We start from the raw sequence: 19,538 nt of genomic DNA on the forward strand, positions 1-19,538 counted from the left end.
TGGCCGCGCAGGTCTCGCGCTTCTACGTAAGCGGATCTTGCTCAACCGCTGATCACAGCGCCAGGGCCGGGTCACGAAATTTGCGGAAGAGCCACTTTCTGATGGCCGCTTACACCGGCCGATCCCGGCTCGTCCGGGTCGCGGGCCGTACCGATGACGGGTGGGGCTCCTGCGCCTCACCACGACCTTCGGCCGGCCCCCGATGCGCGTCACGGTTCCGCGTGGCGGTCGATGCCGAGGGTGGCGATCAGGTCTTCGTGGAGCTCGAACCAGACCCGGTGGCAGGAGTCGACGTCGGTGCGATCGACCCAGGCGACCTCCCCCGCCCGAGCGCGCGCCAGGGCGGAGGCGAACCGCGCGTCGTAGCCGCGGAACCGGGCGAGAACCCTCCCGAGCCGATCAGAGAGCGGCAAGAGCCCACGCCCGACCACCGCGAGGTCGTCCAGAACTCTGGCGTCCCAGGAGGGGTCGGAGTGGTCGTTGCCGGCGAGCCGGTCACCGTCGGTGGGCCGGATCTGCCAGTCGGTGCAGGCTCGCTGCAGCAGCGCGTTGAGCGGCAGGAACTCGCGGTAGACGTTACGGACCTCGCCACCGCCCCCGGCGCCGGCGAGTTCGGCCGCGAGCAGGCGCTCGTTCTCGGTGCGCCCTCGCTCGGTCAGCGACCAGCCCCCGGTGCCGGCGAACGCGGAGTGCTGGACCCAGCCGCGCGCCTCCGCGTCGTACAGCGTCTCCTTCGTCTCGGCCGCATCGAGCCCGTACCGCCGGGCGATCACCGGCGTGTCGGCGAACCCGGTGATGCGTACGGCATGCAGCACCAGCAGGTCAGGGGCGGAATCGTGCGTCATGTGTCGGCGTCCTGTCGTGCCGTGAGGCGGTTGTAGTGCTGCTGGCAGGCCTGCGGGGAGTTGAACCCCATGGCCTGCGCCATCTGCGCCCAGGTCAGTCCCGCGCTGCGGGCGATGAACAGCAGGGCGGATTCGAGCCCGTCGACCTCGGCCCGCGCGGCGGGAAGAAGGGCGAGCGCGCTCAGGGTGTCCTCCGGGCTCAGCTCGGCCTGCCGCCAGACGGCGAACTGGACGAGGTCGATCGCCGAAGGCGGGACGGGCGGCGGCCGCCACGGGCGAGGGTCGAGCGCGTCCGCGCCCCGGTCGAGCAGGCGCTCGCGCGCCTCCTTCTCACGGTCCGCCTGGGCGCTGTCGGCTTGAGCCGTGTGGGCGATGTCCTGCTTGCGCGGCATGGACCCATCGTGCACAATCAATAAAACGTTGTCAACAAAACATTGAAAGGCGGAACGGGTGATCATAGCCTTGGCGGAGGCCGTCTCCGACACCTGCGGTGGCAAGGCCGGGGCGCTCGGCGCCCTGCTCCGCGCGGGACTACTGGTCCCCGACGGCTTCGTCGTCCCGTTCGCCACCTACCTCACCACCGCCCGCGATCTGGACCTCGGCGCGCCGTACGACCTGGACCTCGGCGGGCCGTACGCTCTGGACGCGGTACGGCAGGCGCTCAAGGCCCACCCGCTCGACACCGCCGAGCTCAGGCACGCGCTCGCCGGGCTCGGCGATCCACCCGTTGCGGTGCGATCCTCGGCCGCGAACGAGGACACCGGCCAGTCCTCGGCGGCCGGCCAGCACGAGAGCTTCCTGGCCGTGCGCGGAGCCGTCGAGGTCGCCGATGCCGTACGCGCCTGCTGGGCCTCGCTCTTCACCTCCCGAGCCGTCGGCTACCGGGGCCATCATGATCTCGCGATGGCCGTCATCGTCCAGCGCCATCTGGACGCCGAGGTCTCCGGAGTCATGTTCACGCCCTCAAGCCCCGACGGCCCGACCGAGATCGAGGCGTCCTGGGGCCTCGGCCCCAGCGTCGTCGAGGGCAAGGTCACCCCGGACTCCTACCGCGTCACCGGCGACGGGACGATCCACCGCACCATCGCCGACAAACACACCCGCCTCGACCGGCACGGCGACCGGCTCGTGCTCGGCGACGTACCGGCCTCCGCGCGTCAACACCCCACGATCGACGACGCGACCGCCACCCGGCTCGCCGAACTGGGCGAGGAGATCGCCGCACTCCGGGGCGGACCGCAGGACATCGAATGGGCCATCGCCGACGGTCGCCTCTGGGTCCTCCAAGCCCGCCCGATCACCGCCGCCCTTCCCCAACGAACCGAGCCTTCCCGGCAGTCCGGCGCTCCGGTCGGCACGCTCATCGGAACCCCGGGCAGTCAAGGGACGGCGACCGGCACCGCCAGGATCGTCCGCGGCCCCGGAGACTTCTCCCGCGTGCGCCCCGGCGACATCCTCATCTGCCCCTTCACCGACCCCGCCTGGACACCGCTGCTGCGCATAGCCGCCGGCGTCGTCACCGAAACCGGCGGCATGCTCTCCCACGCCGCCATCGTGGCCCGCGAACACGGCATCCCCGCCGTCCTCGGAACCCCGGCCGCGACGACCAAGCTCCGCGACGGCACCACCATCACCATCAACGGCTCCACCGGCACCATCACCTACCCCTGATCGCCGACCGAACGGAAAGGAGACGGTCCGCCCGATGCCGACTCGCCACCTCTACCTGACCCGCCACGGCGCGTCCGATCCCTTCGGGAACCTCACCGACACCGGCCGCCGGCAATCGGCCCTACTCGGCGAACGCCTGGCCCACCTGCCGATCGACACCGTATGGCACTCCCCACTCCCCCGCGCCACCGCGAGCGCCCACGAACTCGCCCGCCACCTCCCGACCGCGTCAGTCGCCGAGGCCCCCGAACTCATCGACCACGTGCCCTACGTCCCCCGCCCCGCCGAGACGCCCCCGTCGTGGACCGGCTTCTTCGACGGCTACGACGCCACCGAAGCGGCCCACGGCCACCGCCTCGCCGACGCACTCGTCGCCCGCTTCACGCAGCTCCCCGACACCGACACCCACGAGGTCCTGATCACCCACGCCTACCCGATCGCGTGGCTCGTACGGCACGCGCTGGAGGCTCCGCCGTACCGCTGGCTCGGTCTGAACAGCGCCAACACCGCCCTCACGATCATCGAATACCGCCCCGGCCTGCCCCCCACCCTGGTGATGTTCAACGACCTGAGCCACCTCCCACCCGACCTACGCTGGACCGGCTTCCCCACCAGCACCAGACCGTGACACCCAGTACGGCGAGCCGGACCACCGCTTCGGCGAGCAGGCCGGCGTTCTATCCATCGGATCTGCTCCCGGTGATACTCGATCGTCCTCCCCGTCCACTGGTACTTCGCGAACATCAGGGGATCGACCTTCACCAACGACGCGACGTAGTCGACCGCCGCCAGCGGCACCTCCTGCGCTCCCTCCGGGAACCGGCCCTCGATCTCATAGAACTCGCAACCGTTGTAGTGGCGGGTGGTGTTGGGGATGTCGGCGTACCGCTGCAGAAAGTCCAGGGCATCCATCACGGGCCGGTAGGCGGTGTTGTTGCACTTGAACTCGATCGCGGCGAGCAGCTTGGGCAGCATCCGACGGTAGTAGTTCGAATACGAGTTGGTCAGCACGGTCCGGACCCTGGCCTTGTAAGCCTTGGCGTCCGTTTTCGCCTCGGCGACCAGCGCCTGCAGCGTTGTCTCCCCGCCCGGGACCGCCGGGAACACGACCTGCCGGACCGTGCCCTCCGGCGCCGCCACCGACGCCTCGGCGATCGAGCACAGCTTCTCGGTCTTGCGGTGCACCTTCTCGACCTTCCACTCCCCCGCGTGTTGATCTTCGACACCAGACCGATGAACAGATCGACCAGCGCATCAGTGATCTCCGTCGTCCGCGACCACGCCAGCGCCGCGACCAACGTCAGGCGGACCGGCGGCTGATTCGCCGCAAAGTCCGACGGATGCAAGGCCATCGCCCGCGCCCGCCACGAGGCCACCAGCCGGTCGGAGTAGCCGCCGAACAGATCCGCCGGCAGGCCGAGCGCCTTCGCCCGCCGGAGCTTGACGATCTCCTCCAGTAGCGTCTCCAACCCCAGCCGTCCGGGGTCGGACTTCAGCTCCAGCAGGAACCCGTCCTCGCCCGTGGCCAGTTCCCACGGCGACCGCGCCGAGTCCGCCGACAACCCGTTCAGCACGTGCAGGCAGAACTCCCGCTCGAACCGCGCCCGGCCCGCGCCCACGATCCGGTCCACCCTGCCCGGCGGCTCGCTCTTCAACGTCCGGCAACGCCTCAGCAGCGCCGACCGCAGCCCCTCGTCCGTGAACACCATCGGGCAGATCTTGTCCGCCGGCCACGCCGCCAGCACGTCCTCATCCGCCCGGGTCGACTCCCGAAACCCCAGCTGCCCATCATCGTCCGCACCGTCGCGAGCGCGCTGCGCCAGCCGTACGTCGCCATCCTCTGGCCAGCGAGTCCGCGCCCGCGGCCGCCTGCGGCACCGCAGTGGACGCGGCCGTCGACGTGCCATTGCGGCACGCGGGTGAGGACATGGGCGTACTCACCCTCGGCCAGCCGGTCGTCGATTCCGGCGACGAGCGGCTCCTGCTCGGCTTCGCCCAGCGCGCCGGCATCGCCGCGCACGCGGGGCGGCTCACTCACGAGCTACGCCGCTCGCGCGGCAACCTGCTCATCGGCGAGCGGCGGTCAGTCCGAGCGCCACGTCGGCCAGGGCCGGGCCGAGTCCGTCATGCATGCGGCGGCGCTCTTCTTCGAGCCTCCTCCGTGCAGGCAGGTCAAGGACGGGCTGGAGAACGTCAAACGACTGGTGTCCGACCTGCGGCCGACCCATCTCGAACAGTGCGGGCTGGTGGAGGCGCCCGCAAGGACCACGGCGGAGACCGTGACGAGCACCGTCCCGGCCGTGGCCGGTTCCCCGCCGGTTCGAGCGCCGAGCAGAGGGAGCGCGGCCAAGGAAAGACGGCCCCGAGGCCGCAAGATCGCATGTGGCCGCCGCCCGGTCAACAGCGGGTTCAGCCTGTGGGCTCGTTGATCAATCGACCACGTTCAGCCGGTTCGGGATGGTGTTGAGCTCCTCCGGGCCGTCTGCTGTCAGCAGCACGGTGCCGCCGATGCAGACGCGCTTGCCGTCCCGCAGCGCGTTCGGCTCGAACGCGAAGGCGTGTCCCTCGGTGATCTCGAAGTCGCCGTCGAGGCCCATGCCGCGCGGCAGCTTCTCCAGGTGCGACAGCGCCGGGTCGACCTCCGGGTGCAGGCGGGTGGCGCTGTTGTACAGCGGCGAGACCGTCTGGACCATCGGGCCGGTGTTCCAGGTGCGGGAGCGGTGCAGCGGCTCCTCCATGACCGCCGCGAGCTCGGAGAACCGGAGCCCGGGACGTAGCGCGGCCAGGCCGGCCTCGTAGGACTCCCGGCAGACCTCCTCCAGCTCACGCAGCAGTGCGCACGGCTCGCCGAGGGACACGTCGATCTGCTGCTGTGATTCCATGCCCGCGTAGAACGCGAAGATCTCCGCCGCGATGGTGTCGCCGCGGCGCATCACGTGCGGGGCGCCTCCCATGCCGAACCACTCGGGGATGGTCCAGGCGAAGCGCGACTGTCCCGCGCGCTCAAGCATGAACGGCCAGCGCATCCAGCCCCCGCCGGCGATGATCGCCTGGAAGGCGGCGGCGGCGATCTCGTGCTCGTTCGCGCCTTCGCGCACCTTGCCGACGAACGCCGCACAGGCGGCCTCGCCGAGCTGCGCGGCGCGGCGGAGGAGAACCTGCTCTTCGGCACTCTTGACGAGCGCGAGCGACTCGTACTCGCCGGAGATGTCGACCCAGGTCACGTCGGGGAGCAGCGAGAGCACGCGCGTCCACTCGCTGAACGGGATGACTCCGGCCCAATCGCCGACGAACCGGCTGGTGAGGCCCACGACGCCGAGCGCAGTCCGGTCCAGTCCGCGTTCCCGCACCGCGTCGGCGAGGTTGGCGAGCCTGTCTCCGTGCACCCAGTCGTCGACCCAGCGTTCCCAGCGGGCGCCCGGTTCGTCGAAGCGGCCGAGGGGGACGTCGCCGACCAGCAGAAGCGGGTCGCCGGTTCGGGTGAACAGCACGATCGAGTGGATGACTTCGTTGGTGATGTAGGAGTCCGCGGAGTCCCGGCCGTAGCCGAACACGACTACTCCGTCGAGCCCGGAACGTTCTAGCAGAGCCCGGATCGAGGCCCAGCGGCGGTCACGCTCGTCCAGGCTCAGAGTCGGATACGTGTCGGTCATGTGCGTGCTCTTTTCTCTCTTCGGTGGACGACGGGAGGGACGCGACGAGCTCGCGCAGGCGACGCGCGCTCTCCCTGATGAATTCGAGCGGCTCGCCCGGTGCGACCGGCGCTCTGAGCCGGCGCAGATCCGGCGCGGACCCGGCCGCGGCGCGAGCCTCGTACGCCCGCGTCAGCCGGACGACTTCGAGCGCCTCCGCGGCGGTCAGATCTGGATGCGCCCGCAGCCAGCGTTCGTCGTCGATGTGCAGCGACATCTCGGCGCGGCTGCTGATGATGCCCTCGATCGAGAGCATCACGTCGCGCCCGGCGAGCGGTGCGAGCAGCGCGGGCCAGTCGATCACGCCCTGGCCGACGGGGAGCAGGAAGCGGCCGATGCCCTCGTCGGTGAACGCCAGGGCGACGTCGCGGATGTGGGTGGTCCGCACGTAGGGCGCGGCGCGGCGCATGGCGCGCAGCGGATCCTCGCAGCGCACGAGGACGTTCGCGGTGTCGAAGGTGATGCCGAGCACATCGGCGCCCACCGCCTCCACGATCCGGACCAGCTCGAACGTCGTGATCTCCTCGTGCGTCTCGATGTCGAGATGCACGCCGGCGTCCCGGGCGATCGGCGCGACCTTGCCGAGGAAGCGCTCGATGGCGGCCAGTTGCCGCGGCCAGCTCACGTCGGTCCGGAACCGGTCGCAGGCGTACAGCCCGCTGAAGCGGAACTGGTAGTTCGCCGTCGCGGTCCACAGCTCCCGGATGCCGGCGTCCGCCGCGGCGATGATCATCCGGCGCAGGCCGAGGAGGTAGTCGCCGTCGCCGAGGGCGCGGACCGCGGGCGACTCGGCGTTGGCGAACGGGTTCACCTTCCCCACGCCCGCCTCGACCCGCAGGCCCAGCGCCTCAGCGGCCTGCACGGCGTCACGCAGCTCCGCCGGGTCGAGGGCCTGGCTCAGTTCGAGCACCGACCGGAAGAACACGCCGTCCAGGCCGAGGGCCGCCGCCTGTTCGAGCAGCCAGACCGCCCCCTTCTCCGGCGCGCCCGGAAATTTGGAGCTGTCGACACCGACTCTCAACATGGTCGCGCTACTCCGCGTCCGCGAGGTCGACGAGGCCGTGGTCGAACACGTTCAGCGGGTCGTAGCGGCGCTTCAGCTCGACCAGCCGGTCGTACTTCGGACCGTAGATCTCGCGCGCGCCGCTCCCGTCCTCGTGCTCGGAGGTGAAGTTGATGTAACTGCCGTTCTCCCACTCCGCGACTGCGCCTGAGAACCGCTTGACCCATGCCACCAGCGGCTCACGCTCGTCGGGGTACTCCCAGTCGGCGCCGATGTTGCCGGCCCAGCGTGAGTGGATGCCCGAGGTGGAGTCGTTCGCGTGGTCGCGCGGCTGGAGCCGGCCGGCGATGAGCTCGAACGGGCACATCGTCTGGTGCGTGATGAACGAGCTCGAGTTGAGCGAGCGCCCGGGGTAGGCGTCGACGTGTTCGATGGCGAGGTCGAGCAGCTCGTCGGGGAGCTCGCCGAAGGCGACGTGCCGCCAATAGTGCGCGATGCCGTACCGGAACTCGTCGTCGGTCGCGTGCTGCAGCGTCACGTGAGGGATGGAGCGCACCGTGTGATAGATCGGCTCGCCGGTCTGGAACATCGGCGCGCTGAGGGCCGGCTCGTCGGCCGGATCGCCGTAGGTGACGGTAGCCACCGAGATGATCGGTTTGCCACGGTGCTGCCGAGGCAGCTGCGACCAGTACTCCGGGCTGCGGTAGAGCCGCACGTAGGTCCCGACGTTGTCCGGCATCGCCGGGCCCTGCTCGCGGAACAGCTGCAGCACCTGCTTGCGCGACTCCGCCGGGTAGAGGGCGAGGCGCACCGTCGCCAGGCCGGGGAGGTCCACGTAGCCGAAGACGAACTCGGTCGCGATCCCGAAGTTGTGCCCCGCGCCCTTGAGCGCCCAGAACAGGTCGGGGTCGCTCTCGGCGTTGACGCGGCGCACCTTGCCGTCCGCGGTGACGAGCTCCACCTCGCGCAGGAAGTCGACCGTGGAGCCGAACATGCGGGAGAGATAGCCCATCCCGCCGCCGAGGGTGAGACCGGCCACGCCGGTGTGGGAGACGACACCGGCCGGAAGGGCGATGTCGTACGGCTCCGCCGCGCGGTCCACGTCGCCCCAGCGGCAGCCGGCGCCCACCGTGATCGTTCGCGCCTCCGTGTCGACGGACACCGAACGCATCAGCCCGGTGTCGATCAGCACGCTGCCGTCCGCGACGCTGGTCCCGGCGAGATTGTGCCCTCCGCCGCGGACGGTCAGCGGGTAGGCGTTCGCGACGCACCAGCGCAGCGCGTCCGCGACGTCGGCCGTGCTGGTGCAGCGCACGATCGCCGCCGGACGCTGGTCGATGTCGGCGTTCCAGACGCGGCGCAGCGACTCGTACCCCGGCTGACCGGGGTACACCACGTCGCAGCCGACGGCGGATGCGAGGCTGGTCAGGATGTCGGGTTCGGGCATGTAAAGAGTTCTCCTTGGCTGGCGAGGGATGAGGTTCGGAGGTCGAGGAGCGCACGGAGCTCGGCGAGTGAGTCACCGAGGAAGCCGCGCAGCTCCTGCTCGGCCGGGCCGGAGCGCCGCAGCTCGTCGAGCCCCGGCCAGACGCCGGTGGCGGCGTTGGCCGCGTGCAGTGCCGCGAGCGACCGCAGTTCCTCCAGGTCGGACCCGGTCATGTCGGGATGTGCCGGCCACCACCGCGGATCGTCGGGCAGCAGCGACATCTCCGCCCGCGTTCCGCCGACGCCCTCGACGACGAGGTCGATCTCCGGCTGTGCGTCCAGAAGCGTGTCGAGGAGCCGCGGCCAGTCGGTCATCCCCCGGCCGATCGGCATGAGGAACCGCGAGAGCCCATGCTCCGCCTCGGCGAGCACCGCGTCGCGCAGATGGGTCATGTGGGTGTACGGCGCGACGCGGGCCACGGCCGGTCCGATGAGCTCGCCGCGGACGGGCAGGTTCGCGGGGTCGAGGCAGACGCCGAGCACGTCGGGGCCGACCTCGTCGATCAGGCGCAGGATCTCGAAAGTGGTGATCTCCTCATGCGTCTCGATGTTGAGGCGCACGCCGTACTCGCGGAGCACGGGCGCGAGCAGGAGCAGGAAGTCGCGGGTCGCGGCGAGCTGGTCGTCCCAGTCCACGTCGGTGCGGAAGCGATCGAAGCCGAGCAGCCCCGGGTAGCCCTTGAAGCCGCCGGTGGCTGTCCACGCCTCGGTCCAGCCGTGCTCCGCGCACAAGCGGATCAGCCGTTCCATGCCGGCCAGGTAGCTGCCGTCCCCGAGATCCCGGACGCGCGGAAGCTCCGCGGTCATGTACGGGTTGACTTTGCCGAGCCCGAGCTGGACGAACATCCCGCGGTCCCGGGCCGCTTCGGCGAACGCGCCGATCGCGTCCGGGTCGAGCTCGGGGAAGGCCTCGTCGACCGTACGCACGAGGATGCCCTCGAACCCGAGCCCCGCCACGGCGTCGAGGGCCGCGAGCGGGTCCGCGCCCAGCAGGCAGGAGCCGCCGGAGAACTTGACGTCTGCGCCGATCCTGGTCATCGTGCTGCCTCCGCCCGCAGCCGGCGCAGCTCCCGGCGCTTGCGCTCGTAGCCGGGGTCGGGGATGGGCACGGCCTCGAGGAGCGCGCGCGTGTAGTCGGCACGAGGGCTGTCGTAGATCTCGGCGACGCTGCCCGAGTCGACGACGCGGCCATGATGGAGCACGACGACGCGGCTGCACAGGTACTTCACGACCGCGAGGTCGTGGGAGACGAAGAGCACGGTCAGATCGAGCTGCTTCTGCATGTCCTTGAGCAGGTTGAGAACCTGGGCCTGCACGGAGACGTCGAGCGCGGAGACCGGCTCGTCGCACAGCAGCACACGCGGCCCGACGACCAGCGCGCGCACGATGGCGATGCGTTGTCGCTGGCCGCCGGAGAAGTCTCTCGGATAGCGGCTCAGATGCTCGGCGTCCAGCCCGACCAGGTGGAGCAGGTCGAGGATCCGCTCCATCCGCTCGCGCGCCGAGAAGCCGCCCGTGACGAGCATCGGCTCCTCCAGCAGCTGTCGCACGGTCATCCGCGGGTCGAGGCTCGAGTACGGGTCCTGGAAGACCATCTGCACTTCGCGGCGGTAGCGGTGCAGCTCGCCGCGGCCCGGCCGCGCCGGATCGATGCCGTCGTAGCGGATGCTGCCGGAGTCCTCCCGTTCGAGGCCGATCAGGCAGCGGATGATCGTCGACTTACCCGAGCCGGATTCGCCGACGAGTCCGACGATCTCGCCCTCGGCGATCTCGAAGCTCACGTCGTCCAGCGCCTGGTGCGCGCGGCGGCCGGAGCCGAACCGCTTCGAGAGGCCGTCGACCTGGAACAGCACTCTGCTCATACCGGGGGTCCTTCCATGGCCATGAAGTCCTCGACCGTCTGCAGCCGGGTGTTCGGGTCCGCGTCGAGACGGGGGATCGAGCCGATCAGCCCGCGGGTGTACGAGTGCAGGGGGTTCGCGAACAGCTCGTCGACCGGGCTGTCCTCCACCAGGCGCCCCCGGTACATCACCGCGACGCGGTTCGCCAGGCCGGCGACGATCGCGAGGTCGTGCGTGATGAAGAGCACGGAGAGGCTCATCTCCCGCGACATGGTCTCGATGAGGTCGAGCACCTGCTCCTGGACCCGCACGTCCAGGGCCGTCGTCGGCTCGTCGGCGATGAGCAGGCGCGGCTCGGCGATGAGTGCGGCCGCCATGACGACGCGCTGCCGCATGCCGCCGGAGAACTGGCCGGGATAGGACTTCAGCCGCTCCTTCGCCTTCGGCACGCCGAGCCGGTCGAGCATCTCGGCCGCTCGCCGCAGCGCTTCCCGGCGCGCGACGCCCCGCACGATGAGGGGCTCGGCCACCTGTTGCCCGATGGTGAGGACAGGGTTGAGGGCGGTCATCGGATCCTGGAAGATCATCGAGATCTCGCTCCCGCGGACGCGCTGCATCCGGCGCTCCCCCGCGCCCAGCAGCTCGTTCCCGTCCCATTGAATCGAGCCGCCGTAGACGAGCGAACGGTTCAACTGCAGGATGGCGCGCGCGGTGATCGACTTGCCGGAGCCGGACTCGCCGACCAGCGCGACGCGCTCCCCCGGGCAGATCGACAGGGTGAGCCCTTCGACGACCGTGAGGTCGCCGGCGCCTCCTCCGATGCGCGCGCGCTCGGGCACGCGCACGCTGAGGTTCTGGATGCTGAGCACGGACTCGGTCATCGGGTACTCCTCGAGGCCGGGTCGACGAAGCCGCGTACGGCGTCGCCGACGAGACCGAAGGTGATGGCGGAGATCGTGATGGCGACGCCGGGGAAGAGGGCCACCCACCATGCGGTCGTGATGAACTGCTGCCCCTGGGCGACGAGCGACCCCCAGTCCGGGCTCGGCGGGGGCGCGCCGACGCCGAGGAAGGCGAGGCCCGCCATCATGACGATGGTGCCGGAAATCTCCATGCTCGCCTGCACGTACACCGCGTCCATCGAGTTGGGCAGCACGTGCCGGAGCATGAGCCGCAGCCGCGAGACCCCGAGCACCTGGGCCGCCTCGACGTAGGAGCCGCACATCGTCTCGCGCAGGATGCCCCGCACCAGCCGGGCCGTGCCCGGCCACGAGGCCGCGATCATCGCGATGATGATCGAGGTGAGGGACGGGCCGATCGCGGCGGCCAGGCCGAGGGCGAGCACGAGCGACGGGATGGACATGAAGATGTCGCACACGCGCATGATGGCTTCGTCGGCCCAGCGCGGTAGCAGCGCGGCGACGCTCGCGACGAGGACGCCGGTGACCATCGACAGCACCACGATGCCCACGGCCGCGAGCAGCGTCGTCCCCGCACCGGCGAGGATGCGGGAGAACACGTCGCGGCCGGCGTCGTCGGTTCCGAGCAGGTGACCGGCGCCAGGTGACAGGAGCGCCTTCGCCGGGTCGACCTCGTAAGGCGAGTACGGCGTGACGAACGGGCCGACCGCGGCGAGCAGCAGGAGGAGCGCGACGCAGACGAAAGCGAAGCGGTCGACCAAGGGCGTGCGCCGGCCGAAGACCCGGCGGATCCCACCGCCGATGTTCCGGCCGACCGCGGCCGTGGACAGCTCGATCCCGGTCATCAGGCAGCCCTCAAGTGGTTGGTCCGTACCCGCGGGTCGAGCACCATCTGCAGCAGGTCGACGACCACCGAGGAGACGATGAAGACGAGACCGACGACGAGCACCGCTCCCAGCACGGCGAACGTGTCGTTGTTGACGATGGCCTTGTACATGTAGCTGCCGATCCCTGGGAACGAGAACACCGCCTCCACGAGCACGGAGGCGCTGACCATCCAGCCGAACTGCATGCCGAAGATCGTCAGCGTCGAGCCCAGGGCGGAGCGGAGCGCGTGGCGCACGACCACCCGCCGGCGCGAGGCGCCCTTCGAGATCGCGAAGTCGATGTAGTCGGAGTGCAGTGCGGAGATCATGTTCGACCGCACGTTCCGCGCCAGCGTGGCGATGAACGGCACGCTCAACGCCAGGGCGGGCAGGACGAGATGCGCGAACGAGTCCAGCACGTTCGCGAGGTTGCCGAACAGCAACGAGTCGAGCACGGTGAACCCGGTCACGTCGGGTGGCGCCATCCCCACGCCGTTCGTGCCGGAGAGCGGGAACCAGCCGAAGAGGAACCCGAGCGTCCAGCGGAGCATGATCGCGAGCCAGAAGATCGGCACTCCCCCGGCCAGGACGAGGATGAGACGGGCGGCGACGTCCGCCGGCCGTCCCTGCGAGACCGCCGCGACCACCCCCAGCGGAACCGCCACCAGCACGGTGATCAGCATCCCCGCGAGCACGAGTTGAACCGTGTTGGGGAGCGCCGCGGCCAGATCGCTGGTCACCCCTTGATGCGTGTAGGCGGAGCTGCCCAGGTCACCGGCAGCCGCGCGAGCAAGGTAGTTGCCGTATTGGGCGAACAGGGACTGATCGAGACCCATCGCGTGCCGTACCTGCTCGACCTGCTCGGCCGAGGCGAAGCGGCCCGCAGCCACCCGGGCGGGATCGCCCGGGATCAGCTTGGACATCAGGAACACGATCGTCGCGACGCCCCAGACGGACAGCAGGGCCAAGCCGATCCGCCGGATCACGAAGACGAACATCATCGACCGTCCGGTCACTTCGCCAGCATCAGTTGACTGGCGTCGAAGGTTGGACTCGTGGGCGCATACGGGATCTTCGCCACCTTGCCGTTCCTGGCGCCGTTCACCGTCGGCCAGGCGATGTACAGCGCGGCGTGGTCGTCCACGATCTGCTTCTGCACGCTCACGTAAGCCTTGCAGGCCGCCGCCGGGTCCTTGGCGGTGGAGGCTGCCGCGAGGAGGCTGTCGACCTGCGCGTTGTCGTACCGCGCGCCGTTCGTCTGGCCGATCGCCTTGGAGTTCCAGGTACGGTCCAGGACAGCGCCGGCATCAGGGTACGGTGCGAAATCCCACGCGATCGAGACGTCCGGGGTCGTCGCCGCGGTGGAAATCAGCTGCATGTACTGGGGGAAGGTCGCCGTCTTGACCTTCACCACGAGACCGATCTCGCGAAGGCTGTTCTCCAGGAGTGTCCCGGCGAGCTTGAATTCCGGGACCGCCGGGTCGTAGGCGATCGTCACCGTCGCTCCGGCTGCTCCTGCTTCGCTGAGGAGCTGCTTCGCCTTGGCCACGTCGCGCGTGGGCTTGGGGCCGTCGTAGACGCAGTCCATGCCATGGGGAATGACGCTCTTGGCGATCTCTCCGGAGCCCTGCAGCGCGGTCTTGATGTGGCCCTCGTAGTCGTAGGCGAGCTGGATCGCCTCCCGAACACGGGGGTTGCCCGTGACCTTGCCCTGCGTGTTCATCAGGCCCAGGGTCACGCGCGTCGAGGGCATCGAGTAGCCTTCCAGGCCTGCCTTGCCGTTGAGCTGCTTGACGTCGAGGGCTGCGAGGCCCCACCCGAGGTCGACGTTCCCGGTGAGAAGCTCGTCTCTGAGCAGGCTGCTCTCGTTGATCATGCGGAGCACGACGTTCTGCGGGCGGCGGTTGTCCGTCGCCCAGTACTTGCCGAACCGGGAGAGGTTCACCTCCTGGTTCGCCTTGTATCCGGTCAACGTGTACGGGCCGGACCCCGCGTCATGCGTCGCCAGCCACTGCTGGGCGTGGTCGGCGCCCTCGTTGCTCCGGACGAGCTTGGAGTCGACGATGTAGAGGTAGCTGAGACCTGCGAGGAAGCTCACGCTTGGCTGGGTGAACGAGATGGTGACGTGGGTGTCGTCGACGACCTTCGAGGACGCGTACGAGGGGATGAAGGCGGCGCTCCCCGAGGCGACCTGCTTCGCCCGGTCCAGGGTGTACTTCACGTCCGCGGCCGTGAACTTGTTCCCGGAGTGGAAGACCACGTCGTCGCGGAGCGTGAGGGTCACGGCCGTCGCGTCGGAGTTGAACTCCCAGGAGGTGGCCAGCTTAGGGATCATCTTCGACTCGGCGTCGAATCCGACCAGCCGGTCGTAGACCGGGTTGATGAAGATGTCGTTGTCCGCGTTCGACGACTGCAGCGGATCGAGGGTCTCGAGCGAGGCCTGGCCGGCGGCCACGATGGTTTCTGCCTTCGTTCCGGCACCGCTGTTCGTCGAAGGTGCAGACAGCCCGCACGACGACAGCGCCAATGCCGGCGTGAGGCCGAGGACCGCGAGAAGGGCTCGCTTGGTAGCGCGAGACATGTCGGCTTCCTTTCTCAGATGCGCAGGATGGGTTGTGCGGAGAGATCGGCTATCGACCGGAGGACGTCCGGTCGTGGGGGGAGAGAGCGCCGCGAGACCCACCGGCCGGCGCGAAGCGTGTTGCGTGGCGCGGGCGGGCGGTGACGGCCTGAGCCGCGCCGCGGAGGCCGACCGCCCAGAGGTCAGCCGGACCGGCTGCGTGCAGGCCGTGGTCCGGTACGCCGAGGGCGAGGGTGTCGTCTGTGAACAGGCTGTTCCGGTACGCGACAGTCCGCGCCCGACCCAGGGGGTCCACGGAGTGCTCGCCGAGCGGCGAATTTCGCGACAGCTGGTCGCTGCTCGGTGACGCTCGCCTCGAAGTCGCGCTCGCCCAGCCCGTGCGCGGCGTCGGCGAGCGCTGCGGGCCCGCCCTCGCTCAGGTGGATGTTGTGGCGGGCCGTCGGCGTGAAGACCACGTCGGGGTCGCCGACGGCTTCTGTGCTGCAGCGCATCGCCGCCTGGAGCGGGCTGACGAGGTCCTCGGACGGTCCGGCGACAGGGCAGGAGTCAGCCCGCCGGATCTCCCGGATGACCGCGTTCGCGGTCTCGATGTCGACGAAGCCGCCGTCTCGAAGGCGCCCGTTGCGCAGAGTCGTGTGACTCACGTCGATCCTCTCAACCGCCTATTTGGCATACACAGTCGCAGATACGGTTGTGTTTGTCACGGTATTGAAGACTCTTTCGCTCATCTTGTATACCAAAACGGAAATCGCGCCTCACCCGGCCGCGACAGGCGGGGCTTGATCACGCCTAGAATGGATCGCCAGAGCACGGAGGTTGAGGGTGTCCATTCCAAAGCAAGAACCACTGCCGACAGCCGCGGGGGAACCGGTCGACACACCCGGGCTCTCCCTCGACCAGCTGGCATACGAGTGGGTCCGCGACCGGATCATCGACGGCACGTACAAACCGGGCGCGCGCATCCGAGAGCGCACGGTCGCCGAAGAGCTCGGCATCTCCCGCATCCCCATCCGCGAGGCGTTCCCGCGACTGGAGAGCGAGGGGTTCATCCGCAGCCTGCCCCGGCGCGGCGCCGTGGTCGCCTCGCTGACAGCGCGAGACGTCAACGAGCTCTACGACGTACGCGGCTCGCTCGAGGTGCTCGCCACCCGACTCGCGGCCGAGCAGTGCTCGCTCGGCGCGTCCGCCGAAACTCTCCGGGAGATCCTCGAAGAGGCGGAGACGGCCGTCGCCGCCAACGACGGCGCGCTGCTGTCAGCCACCAACTCGCGCTTCCACGCCGAGATCCTGACGCTCTCCGACAATCAGCTACTGCAAGACCTCATGGCGCCGATCCTCGGGCGGGTGAACCGGCTCTTCTACATCGTGCCCGAAAGCAACCAGGTCAACTTTCACCACGAGCACGCCGAGCTCTACCGGGCGATCTCGTCCGGCCAGGCGGATCTGGCCGCCGCCCTGGCCTTCGCACACGTGGAGCACAGCCGGCGCGACACCCTCCCGATCGTGCAGTCACTTCTCGACGAAGCCCAGACACCCCAGGCAACGGGCGCCCGTCTCATGGTCAGGCGCACACCATAGGTTCACGTGATCCACAAGCTCGACGACAGCGGCGATTCACCGACAGCGGGCGCAGTCCATCAGCACGTTCATGATGTGGGGACGGGCCTCCGAGGACACCGGAGATCCAGATTGGTTCCTCCGTCTTTGTGCCGGTGCAGTCACCTCGGGGATGCTCCGGTACGGCACGGCCGAGCTGGGGTACGCCCGCAGGTTGCTCGCCACGCCCGATGCCCGGCAACGGATCTGGACGCACTGGGCCGACGCCGTCGGTGGCCGGGTCGGGTGCGTTGTGGCCGCCGGATGCGGCGCGCAGTTCGACGCAGCAGTGGCCCGGGCGGGGGGCCAGGACCGCGCGGATACCGTGTTCAGGAGGCGGGGGCATCGCCCGTCCCCAGGCCGGACTCGCGAGCCAGGACGATGGCCTGGGCACGTGGCGTCCTGGCGGGCGCGGGCTGAGGTCGAGTCGCCGTCGCATCTGCAGCGCCGTGCGCGCAGTTCGCAGGCGTCCGCGGTGACGTTGCCGGCCGCGCTGTTGGTGGAGCGGGAGCGGGAGGTCACCGATGCGCTGGCGGATCTGCTGATCGCCACGGTGCGCCGGATACCTCTCATTGTGTGAGTCCTTCCTGTGTGGGTGTGCCCCTTCACGGTGCTCGCGGCGGCATTTGTCACGTGGGTGTGGTGCGGCCCCGCCGCCCGGTGGGCGGAGGGGCCGTGACCTGCTGGGAAGCGATCTATCCGAGCACCGGGTAGTTCGCGCGGAACACGTTGTGCGGGTCACGGGCCCGCTTGATCTCCCGCAGCCGCGCGAGCGTGCTGCCGGAGAAGGACTGCGCCGCCGTGTCACCGGGGGACAGCAGGGTGTATGGCTTGCGGCCGCTGATGTAGGCCTTCAGGTCGGCCACGACCTCGGCCTGCTTGGCGCGCGTCGCGTCGGCTGTGTGCGGCAGGCCGAGACCCAGCAGGCCGAGCAGGTACGGCTCAGCCACCGCGCCGCTCGCACCGGCCCCGCCGCCCGGCCCGGCGAGCGCCCCGCCCAGGTGCCTGATCTGCACGTTGATGAGCGGTTCGACCGGCTTGGCCAGCAGGAGCTCCACCGCGTCCGCGTCCAGGCCGGTGAGCAGCTCCGCACGAGCGATGGAGGGGGCCGGATCGGTGGGCTCGGCGGCGATGTCACCCAGGTCGGCAACCGGGACGACGCCGCGGCTGTCGGAGATCGCGCCCTCGATCTTGTCGATGCGCGCCAGCAGGTCCTCCCCCTGAGCCGCCTCACCCAGGTAGGCCAGGTCCAGCGTCACCATCGGCGGCGCGCCGGGTGGCTGGAGCCGGTTGATCCAGACACTGAGTTCACGCGGCGCCTCGGCGGTGATCTCCAGGAACGCGTCGTACACCTGCCTGGTGCGGTGCTCCGGCCAGATCACCCGCCCGCCGTACAGGACTGGCGCGGGATACAGCTCGAGTTCGAGGGCGGTCACCATCGCGAAGTCCCCGCCACCGCCGCGCAGCGCCCAGAACAGCTCGGGATCGGACTCGGCGGTCACCCGGCCCGGCTCGCCGTCGGCGTCCACGATGTCGATGGCCCGCACGCTGTCGGAGGCGAAGCCGTACTTGCGGCTGAACCAGCCGACCCCGCCGCCCAGGGTGTAGCCGGTCACGCTGACCCCCGGCGCGCTGCCGGACAGGCCAGTCAGACCCAGCGGACCGGCCGCCGCCAGTACCTGCCCCCACTTCGCGCCCGCGCCCACCCGGACCACGCGCTCCTGCGCGCGTATCTCCACCTCGTTCAGCGCTCCGGTACGCAACAGGATCAGGCCTTCCACATCACCCGAGGCGCCATGCCCGCTCGGCTGCGCGGTCACCGTCAAACCCGCCCGCCGCGCGTAACGCACCAGCGCCGCCACGTCATCGGCATCCGCGGCCTCCGCCACGGCCGCCACCGGCTGCCTGACGGTCAGATTCCACGCGGTGGCCGCCTGGTCAAAACCGTCGTCATCGGCCAGGAGCACGCGCCCCTTGAGGACACCGCGCAGATCGTTGATCGTCATCGTCGTCTCCCCTTTTTTTCGAGTTCTCAGAAATGTGAAGGAATACCGTGCACCCATTCGGGGCGTGCAGACGTCAGGCGGGCTGCGCGGTGGGTGCTGGGGCAGTGGCCTTGCGGGCCTTGCTGGTCTCGCGGAGGATCAGCAACCCCGTGACCGCGATCAGCGCCGAGGTCAGGCCGTGGATGCCGAACGCGGCGGCAGTGGAGCCGTGGTGGGCCAGGACGTTGACCATGTCGCCGAACGGGGCGACGGCCACCATCAGCAGGGCCCAGCCCAATGCGCGGCGGTGGCCCGTCACCAGCAGGGCGCCCATGGCCAGGCCCATCGCGATTTCGCGGCTGCCCTTCACGATAGGGAAGCCGCTGTCGCCAGAGGGCCAGTTCGGCAGGCCCGGGAAGGACGTCTCGAGGGGCAGGACGAAGGACAACCCGAGGTAGAGGGTGAACAGGACGACGGCGGTGGCCAGGACGGTGTTGAGCTTCTTCAGCGACATGGTTGTTCTCCTTTGATGTTCAGACTGGGCAGGGTTCAGCCGCGGACACGGCGGATGTGGCGGGCGTAGCGGGGGCGGCCAATCACATGCCAGATGACGCGGACCGGGGCGGGCAGGCCGCTGAGGACGGTGGCGCGCTCGGCCGGGTTCGCGTCTTCCAGGACGGCGCCGAAGAGCGTGAGCAGGATGGGCTTGGGGGTGTTGTGCACCATGTGGTCGCCCAGGGAGGCCCACTCCTGCTCGGTGATGTGCTTGGCCGCGAGCGGGAGGAGGGTGGCCTCCTCGTCGTCAAGGTGTTCCAGCAGGACCGCGCGGTGCTCGGAGAGGGCGGCCACCAGGGTGTCGCGTTCGTCGGCGCCCGCGGTGGCCTCCCAGGCGGGGACCGCGGCGTCCAGCCTGCTCAGGGTGGCCGCGATGCGCTGGTGCTGGGCCTGTATGCGCAGGACGATGTCGGCCTCCAGGTCCACCCGGGACAGCAGCGGCGGCCACAGCAGCTCGTCCTCGCCCTCGTGATGGTTGTGCAGGCCCAGCCGGTAGAC

The 19,538-nt window shown here is 69.8% G+C and carries 20 protein-coding genes; 5 read left to right on the forward strand and 15 right to left on the reverse strand.

The window, feature by feature from the left end:
• Positions 1-209 precede the first annotated feature (209 nt).
• Both ACFXJ8_RS42575 and ACFXJ8_RS42580 read right to left on the reverse strand, forming a co-directional pair.
• Entirely contained in the window at positions 210-845 is a 636-nt protein-coding gene (locus ACFXJ8_RS42575) for a transcriptional regulator (RefSeq protein WP_379651055.1), read from the reverse strand.
• Complete coding sequence (locus ACFXJ8_RS42580; RefSeq protein WP_354908378.1) at positions 842-1,237, reverse strand: DNA-binding protein; 396 nt, start codon at positions 1,235-1,237, stop codon at positions 842-844. Before ACFXJ8_RS42580 ends, ACFXJ8_RS42575 begins: the two co-directional genes overlap by 4 nt.
• A 58-nt stretch (positions 1,238-1,295) precedes the next feature.
• Here ACFXJ8_RS42580 and ACFXJ8_RS42585 point away from each other — a divergent pair, with 58 nt between their 5' ends.
• Positions 1,296-2,516, forward strand: a complete 1,221-nt coding sequence (locus ACFXJ8_RS42585; RefSeq protein WP_379651057.1) for a PEP/pyruvate-binding domain-containing protein — start codon at positions 1,296-1,298, stop codon at positions 2,514-2,516.
• Between the two features lie 34 nt (positions 2,517-2,550).
• Positions 2,551-3,144 carry a histidine phosphatase family protein gene (locus ACFXJ8_RS42590; protein ID WP_379651059.1) on the forward strand — a complete coding sequence of 198 codons (594 nt, stop codon included), beginning with the start codon at positions 2,551-2,553 and terminating at the stop codon, positions 3,142-3,144.
• A 376-nt stretch (positions 3,145-3,520) separates the two neighbouring features.
• Here the strand turns inward: ACFXJ8_RS42590 and ACFXJ8_RS42595 are convergent, their stop codons facing one another.
• The gene (locus ACFXJ8_RS42595) at positions 3,521-4,225 is read right to left on the reverse strand and encodes a hypothetical protein (protein WP_379651060.1); all 705 of its coding nucleotides are present in this window, start codon (positions 4,223-4,225) and stop codon (positions 3,521-3,523) included.
• A 417-nt stretch (positions 4,226-4,642) separates the two neighbouring features.
• Between ACFXJ8_RS42595 and ACFXJ8_RS42600 the strand changes: the two genes are divergently transcribed.
• Entirely contained in the window at positions 4,643-4,945 is a 303-nt protein-coding gene (locus tag ACFXJ8_RS42600) for a hypothetical protein (RefSeq protein WP_379651062.1), read from the forward strand.
• On the opposite strand, the gene ACFXJ8_RS42605 is transcribed toward ACFXJ8_RS42600, so the two are convergent.
• The 9 genes from ACFXJ8_RS42605 to ACFXJ8_RS42645 are packed head-to-tail and all read right to left on the reverse strand — an operon-like array spanning position 4,946 to position 14,904.
• Positions 4,946-6,169, reverse strand: a complete 1,224-nt coding sequence (locus ACFXJ8_RS42605; protein WP_379651064.1) for a M24 family metallopeptidase — start codon at positions 6,167-6,169, stop codon at positions 4,946-4,948.
• Positions 6,129-7,232, reverse strand: a complete 1,104-nt coding sequence (locus ACFXJ8_RS42610) for a sugar phosphate isomerase/epimerase family protein (protein ID WP_379651065.1) — start codon at positions 7,230-7,232, stop codon at positions 6,129-6,131. The genes ACFXJ8_RS42605 and ACFXJ8_RS42610 overlap by 41 nt, the downstream gene beginning before the upstream one ends.
• 7 nt (positions 7,233-7,239) lie before the next feature.
• Positions 7,240-8,658: an FAD-binding oxidoreductase gene (locus ACFXJ8_RS42615; protein WP_379651067.1), complete on the reverse strand. Its 1,419-nt coding sequence runs from the start codon at positions 8,656-8,658 to the stop codon at positions 7,240-7,242.
• A complete protein-coding gene (locus ACFXJ8_RS42620) occupies positions 8,637-9,734 on the reverse strand; it encodes a sugar phosphate isomerase/epimerase family protein (RefSeq protein WP_379651069.1) in 1,098 nt (365 codons plus the stop codon). The genes ACFXJ8_RS42615 and ACFXJ8_RS42620 overlap by 22 nt, the downstream gene beginning before the upstream one ends.
• Positions 9,731-10,558 carry an ATP-binding cassette domain-containing protein gene (locus ACFXJ8_RS42625; protein ID WP_379651071.1) on the reverse strand — a complete coding sequence of 276 codons (828 nt, stop codon included), beginning with the start codon at positions 10,556-10,558 and terminating at the stop codon, positions 9,731-9,733. Before ACFXJ8_RS42625 ends, ACFXJ8_RS42620 begins: the two co-directional genes overlap by 4 nt.
• Positions 10,555-11,418 carry an ABC transporter ATP-binding protein gene (locus tag ACFXJ8_RS42630; protein ID WP_379651073.1) on the reverse strand — a complete coding sequence of 288 codons (864 nt, stop codon included), beginning with the start codon at positions 11,416-11,418 and terminating at the stop codon, positions 10,555-10,557. Before ACFXJ8_RS42630 ends, ACFXJ8_RS42625 begins: the two co-directional genes overlap by 4 nt.
• A complete protein-coding gene (locus ACFXJ8_RS42635; RefSeq protein WP_379651075.1) occupies positions 11,415-12,302 on the reverse strand; it encodes an ABC transporter permease in 888 nt (295 codons plus the stop codon). Before ACFXJ8_RS42635 ends, ACFXJ8_RS42630 begins: the two co-directional genes overlap by 4 nt.
• Complete coding sequence (locus ACFXJ8_RS42640; RefSeq protein ID WP_379651077.1) at positions 12,302-13,339, reverse strand: ABC transporter permease; 1,038 nt, start codon at positions 13,337-13,339, stop codon at positions 12,302-12,304. Before ACFXJ8_RS42640 ends, ACFXJ8_RS42635 begins: the two co-directional genes overlap by 1 nt.
• Positions 13,336-14,904 (reverse strand): ABC transporter substrate-binding protein, encoded by a 1,569-nt coding sequence (locus tag ACFXJ8_RS42645; protein WP_379651079.1) that lies wholly within the window; start codon positions 14,902-14,904, stop codon positions 13,336-13,338. The genes ACFXJ8_RS42640 and ACFXJ8_RS42645 overlap by 4 nt, the downstream gene beginning before the upstream one ends.
• 822 nt (positions 14,905-15,726) lie before the next feature.
• On the opposite strand from ACFXJ8_RS42645, the gene ACFXJ8_RS42650 reads away from it, so the two are divergent.
• Both ACFXJ8_RS42650 and ACFXJ8_RS42655 read left to right on the forward strand, forming a co-directional pair.
• On the forward strand, positions 15,727-16,482 hold the full coding sequence (locus ACFXJ8_RS42650; RefSeq protein WP_379651080.1) for a GntR family transcriptional regulator: 756 nt from the start codon (positions 15,727-15,729) through the stop codon (positions 16,480-16,482).
• Positions 16,483-16,894: 412 nt separating this feature from the next.
• Entirely contained in the window at positions 16,895-17,080 is a 186-nt protein-coding gene (locus ACFXJ8_RS42655; protein WP_379651082.1) for a hypothetical protein, read from the forward strand.
• 115 nt (positions 17,081-17,195) lie between these two features.
• Here the strand turns inward: ACFXJ8_RS42655 and ACFXJ8_RS42660 are convergent, their stop codons facing one another.
• The 3 genes from ACFXJ8_RS42660 to ACFXJ8_RS42670 all read right to left on the reverse strand — a co-directional run.
• Positions 17,196-18,506, reverse strand: a complete 1,311-nt coding sequence (locus ACFXJ8_RS42660) for an FAD-binding protein (RefSeq protein ID WP_379651083.1) — start codon at positions 18,504-18,506, stop codon at positions 17,196-17,198.
• A 73-nt stretch (positions 18,507-18,579) separates the two neighbouring features.
• Positions 18,580-18,999 (reverse strand): DUF4267 domain-containing protein, encoded by a 420-nt coding sequence (locus ACFXJ8_RS42665; RefSeq protein ID WP_379651085.1) that lies wholly within the window; start codon positions 18,997-18,999, stop codon positions 18,580-18,582.
• 35 nt (positions 19,000-19,034) lie between these two features.
• Positions 19,035-19,538: hemerythrin domain-containing protein (locus ACFXJ8_RS42670; RefSeq protein WP_379651086.1), on the reverse strand; the 504-nt coding region annotated here is incomplete at its 5' end.

It is taken from the genome of Nonomuraea sp. NPDC059194 (genome assembly GCF_042754765.1).
Lineage (GTDB): Bacteria > Actinomycetota > Actinomycetes > Streptosporangiales > Streptosporangiaceae > Nonomuraea.

Bases quoted from the DNA above. Each gene is read 5' to 3' on its own strand.
- ACFXJ8_RS42575 (WP_379651055.1), bottom strand. From the start codon at position 845: ATGACGCACGATTCCGCCCCTGACCTGCTGGTGCTGCATGCCGTACGC.
- ACFXJ8_RS42580 (WP_354908378.1), bottom strand. From the start codon at position 1,237: ATGCCGCGCAAGCAGGACATCGCCCACACGGCTCAAGCCGACAGCGCC.
- ACFXJ8_RS42590 (WP_379651059.1), top strand. From the start codon at position 2,551: ATGCCGACTCGCCACCTCTACCTGACCCGCCACGGCGCGTCCGATCCC.
- ACFXJ8_RS42595 (WP_379651060.1), bottom strand. From the start codon at position 4,225: ATGGTGTTCACGGACGAGGGGCTGCGGTCGGCGCTGCTGAGGCGTTGC.
- ACFXJ8_RS42600 (WP_379651062.1), top strand. From the start codon at position 4,643: ATGCATGCGGCGGCGCTCTTCTTCGAGCCTCCTCCGTGCAGGCAGGTC.
- ACFXJ8_RS42605 (WP_379651064.1), bottom strand. From the start codon at position 6,169: ATGACCGACACGTATCCGACTCTGAGCCTGGACGAGCGTGACCGCCGC.
- ACFXJ8_RS42610 (WP_379651065.1), bottom strand. From the start codon at position 7,232: ATGTTGAGAGTCGGTGTCGACAGCTCCAAATTTCCGGGCGCGCCGGAG.
- ACFXJ8_RS42615 (WP_379651067.1), bottom strand. From the start codon at position 8,658: ATGCCCGAACCCGACATCCTGACCAGCCTCGCATCCGCCGTCGGCTGC.
- ACFXJ8_RS42620 (WP_379651069.1), bottom strand. From the start codon at position 9,734: ATGACCAGGATCGGCGCAGACGTCAAGTTCTCCGGCGGCTCCTGCCTG.
- ACFXJ8_RS42625 (WP_379651071.1), bottom strand. From the start codon at position 10,558: ATGAGCAGAGTGCTGTTCCAGGTCGACGGCCTCTCGAAGCGGTTCGGC.
- ACFXJ8_RS42630 (WP_379651073.1), bottom strand. From the start codon at position 11,418: ATGACCGAGTCCGTGCTCAGCATCCAGAACCTCAGCGTGCGCGTGCCC.
- ACFXJ8_RS42635 (WP_379651075.1), bottom strand. From the start codon at position 12,302: ATGACCGGGATCGAGCTGTCCACGGCCGCGGTCGGCCGGAACATCGGC.
- ACFXJ8_RS42645 (WP_379651079.1), bottom strand. From the start codon at position 14,904: ATGTCTCGCGCTACCAAGCGAGCCCTTCTCGCGGTCCTCGGCCTCACG.
- ACFXJ8_RS42660 (WP_379651083.1), bottom strand. From the start codon at position 18,506: ATGACGATCAACGATCTGCGCGGTGTCCTCAAGGGGCGCGTGCTCCTG.
- ACFXJ8_RS42665 (WP_379651085.1), bottom strand. From the start codon at position 18,999: ATGTCGCTGAAGAAGCTCAACACCGTCCTGGCCACCGCCGTCGTCCTG.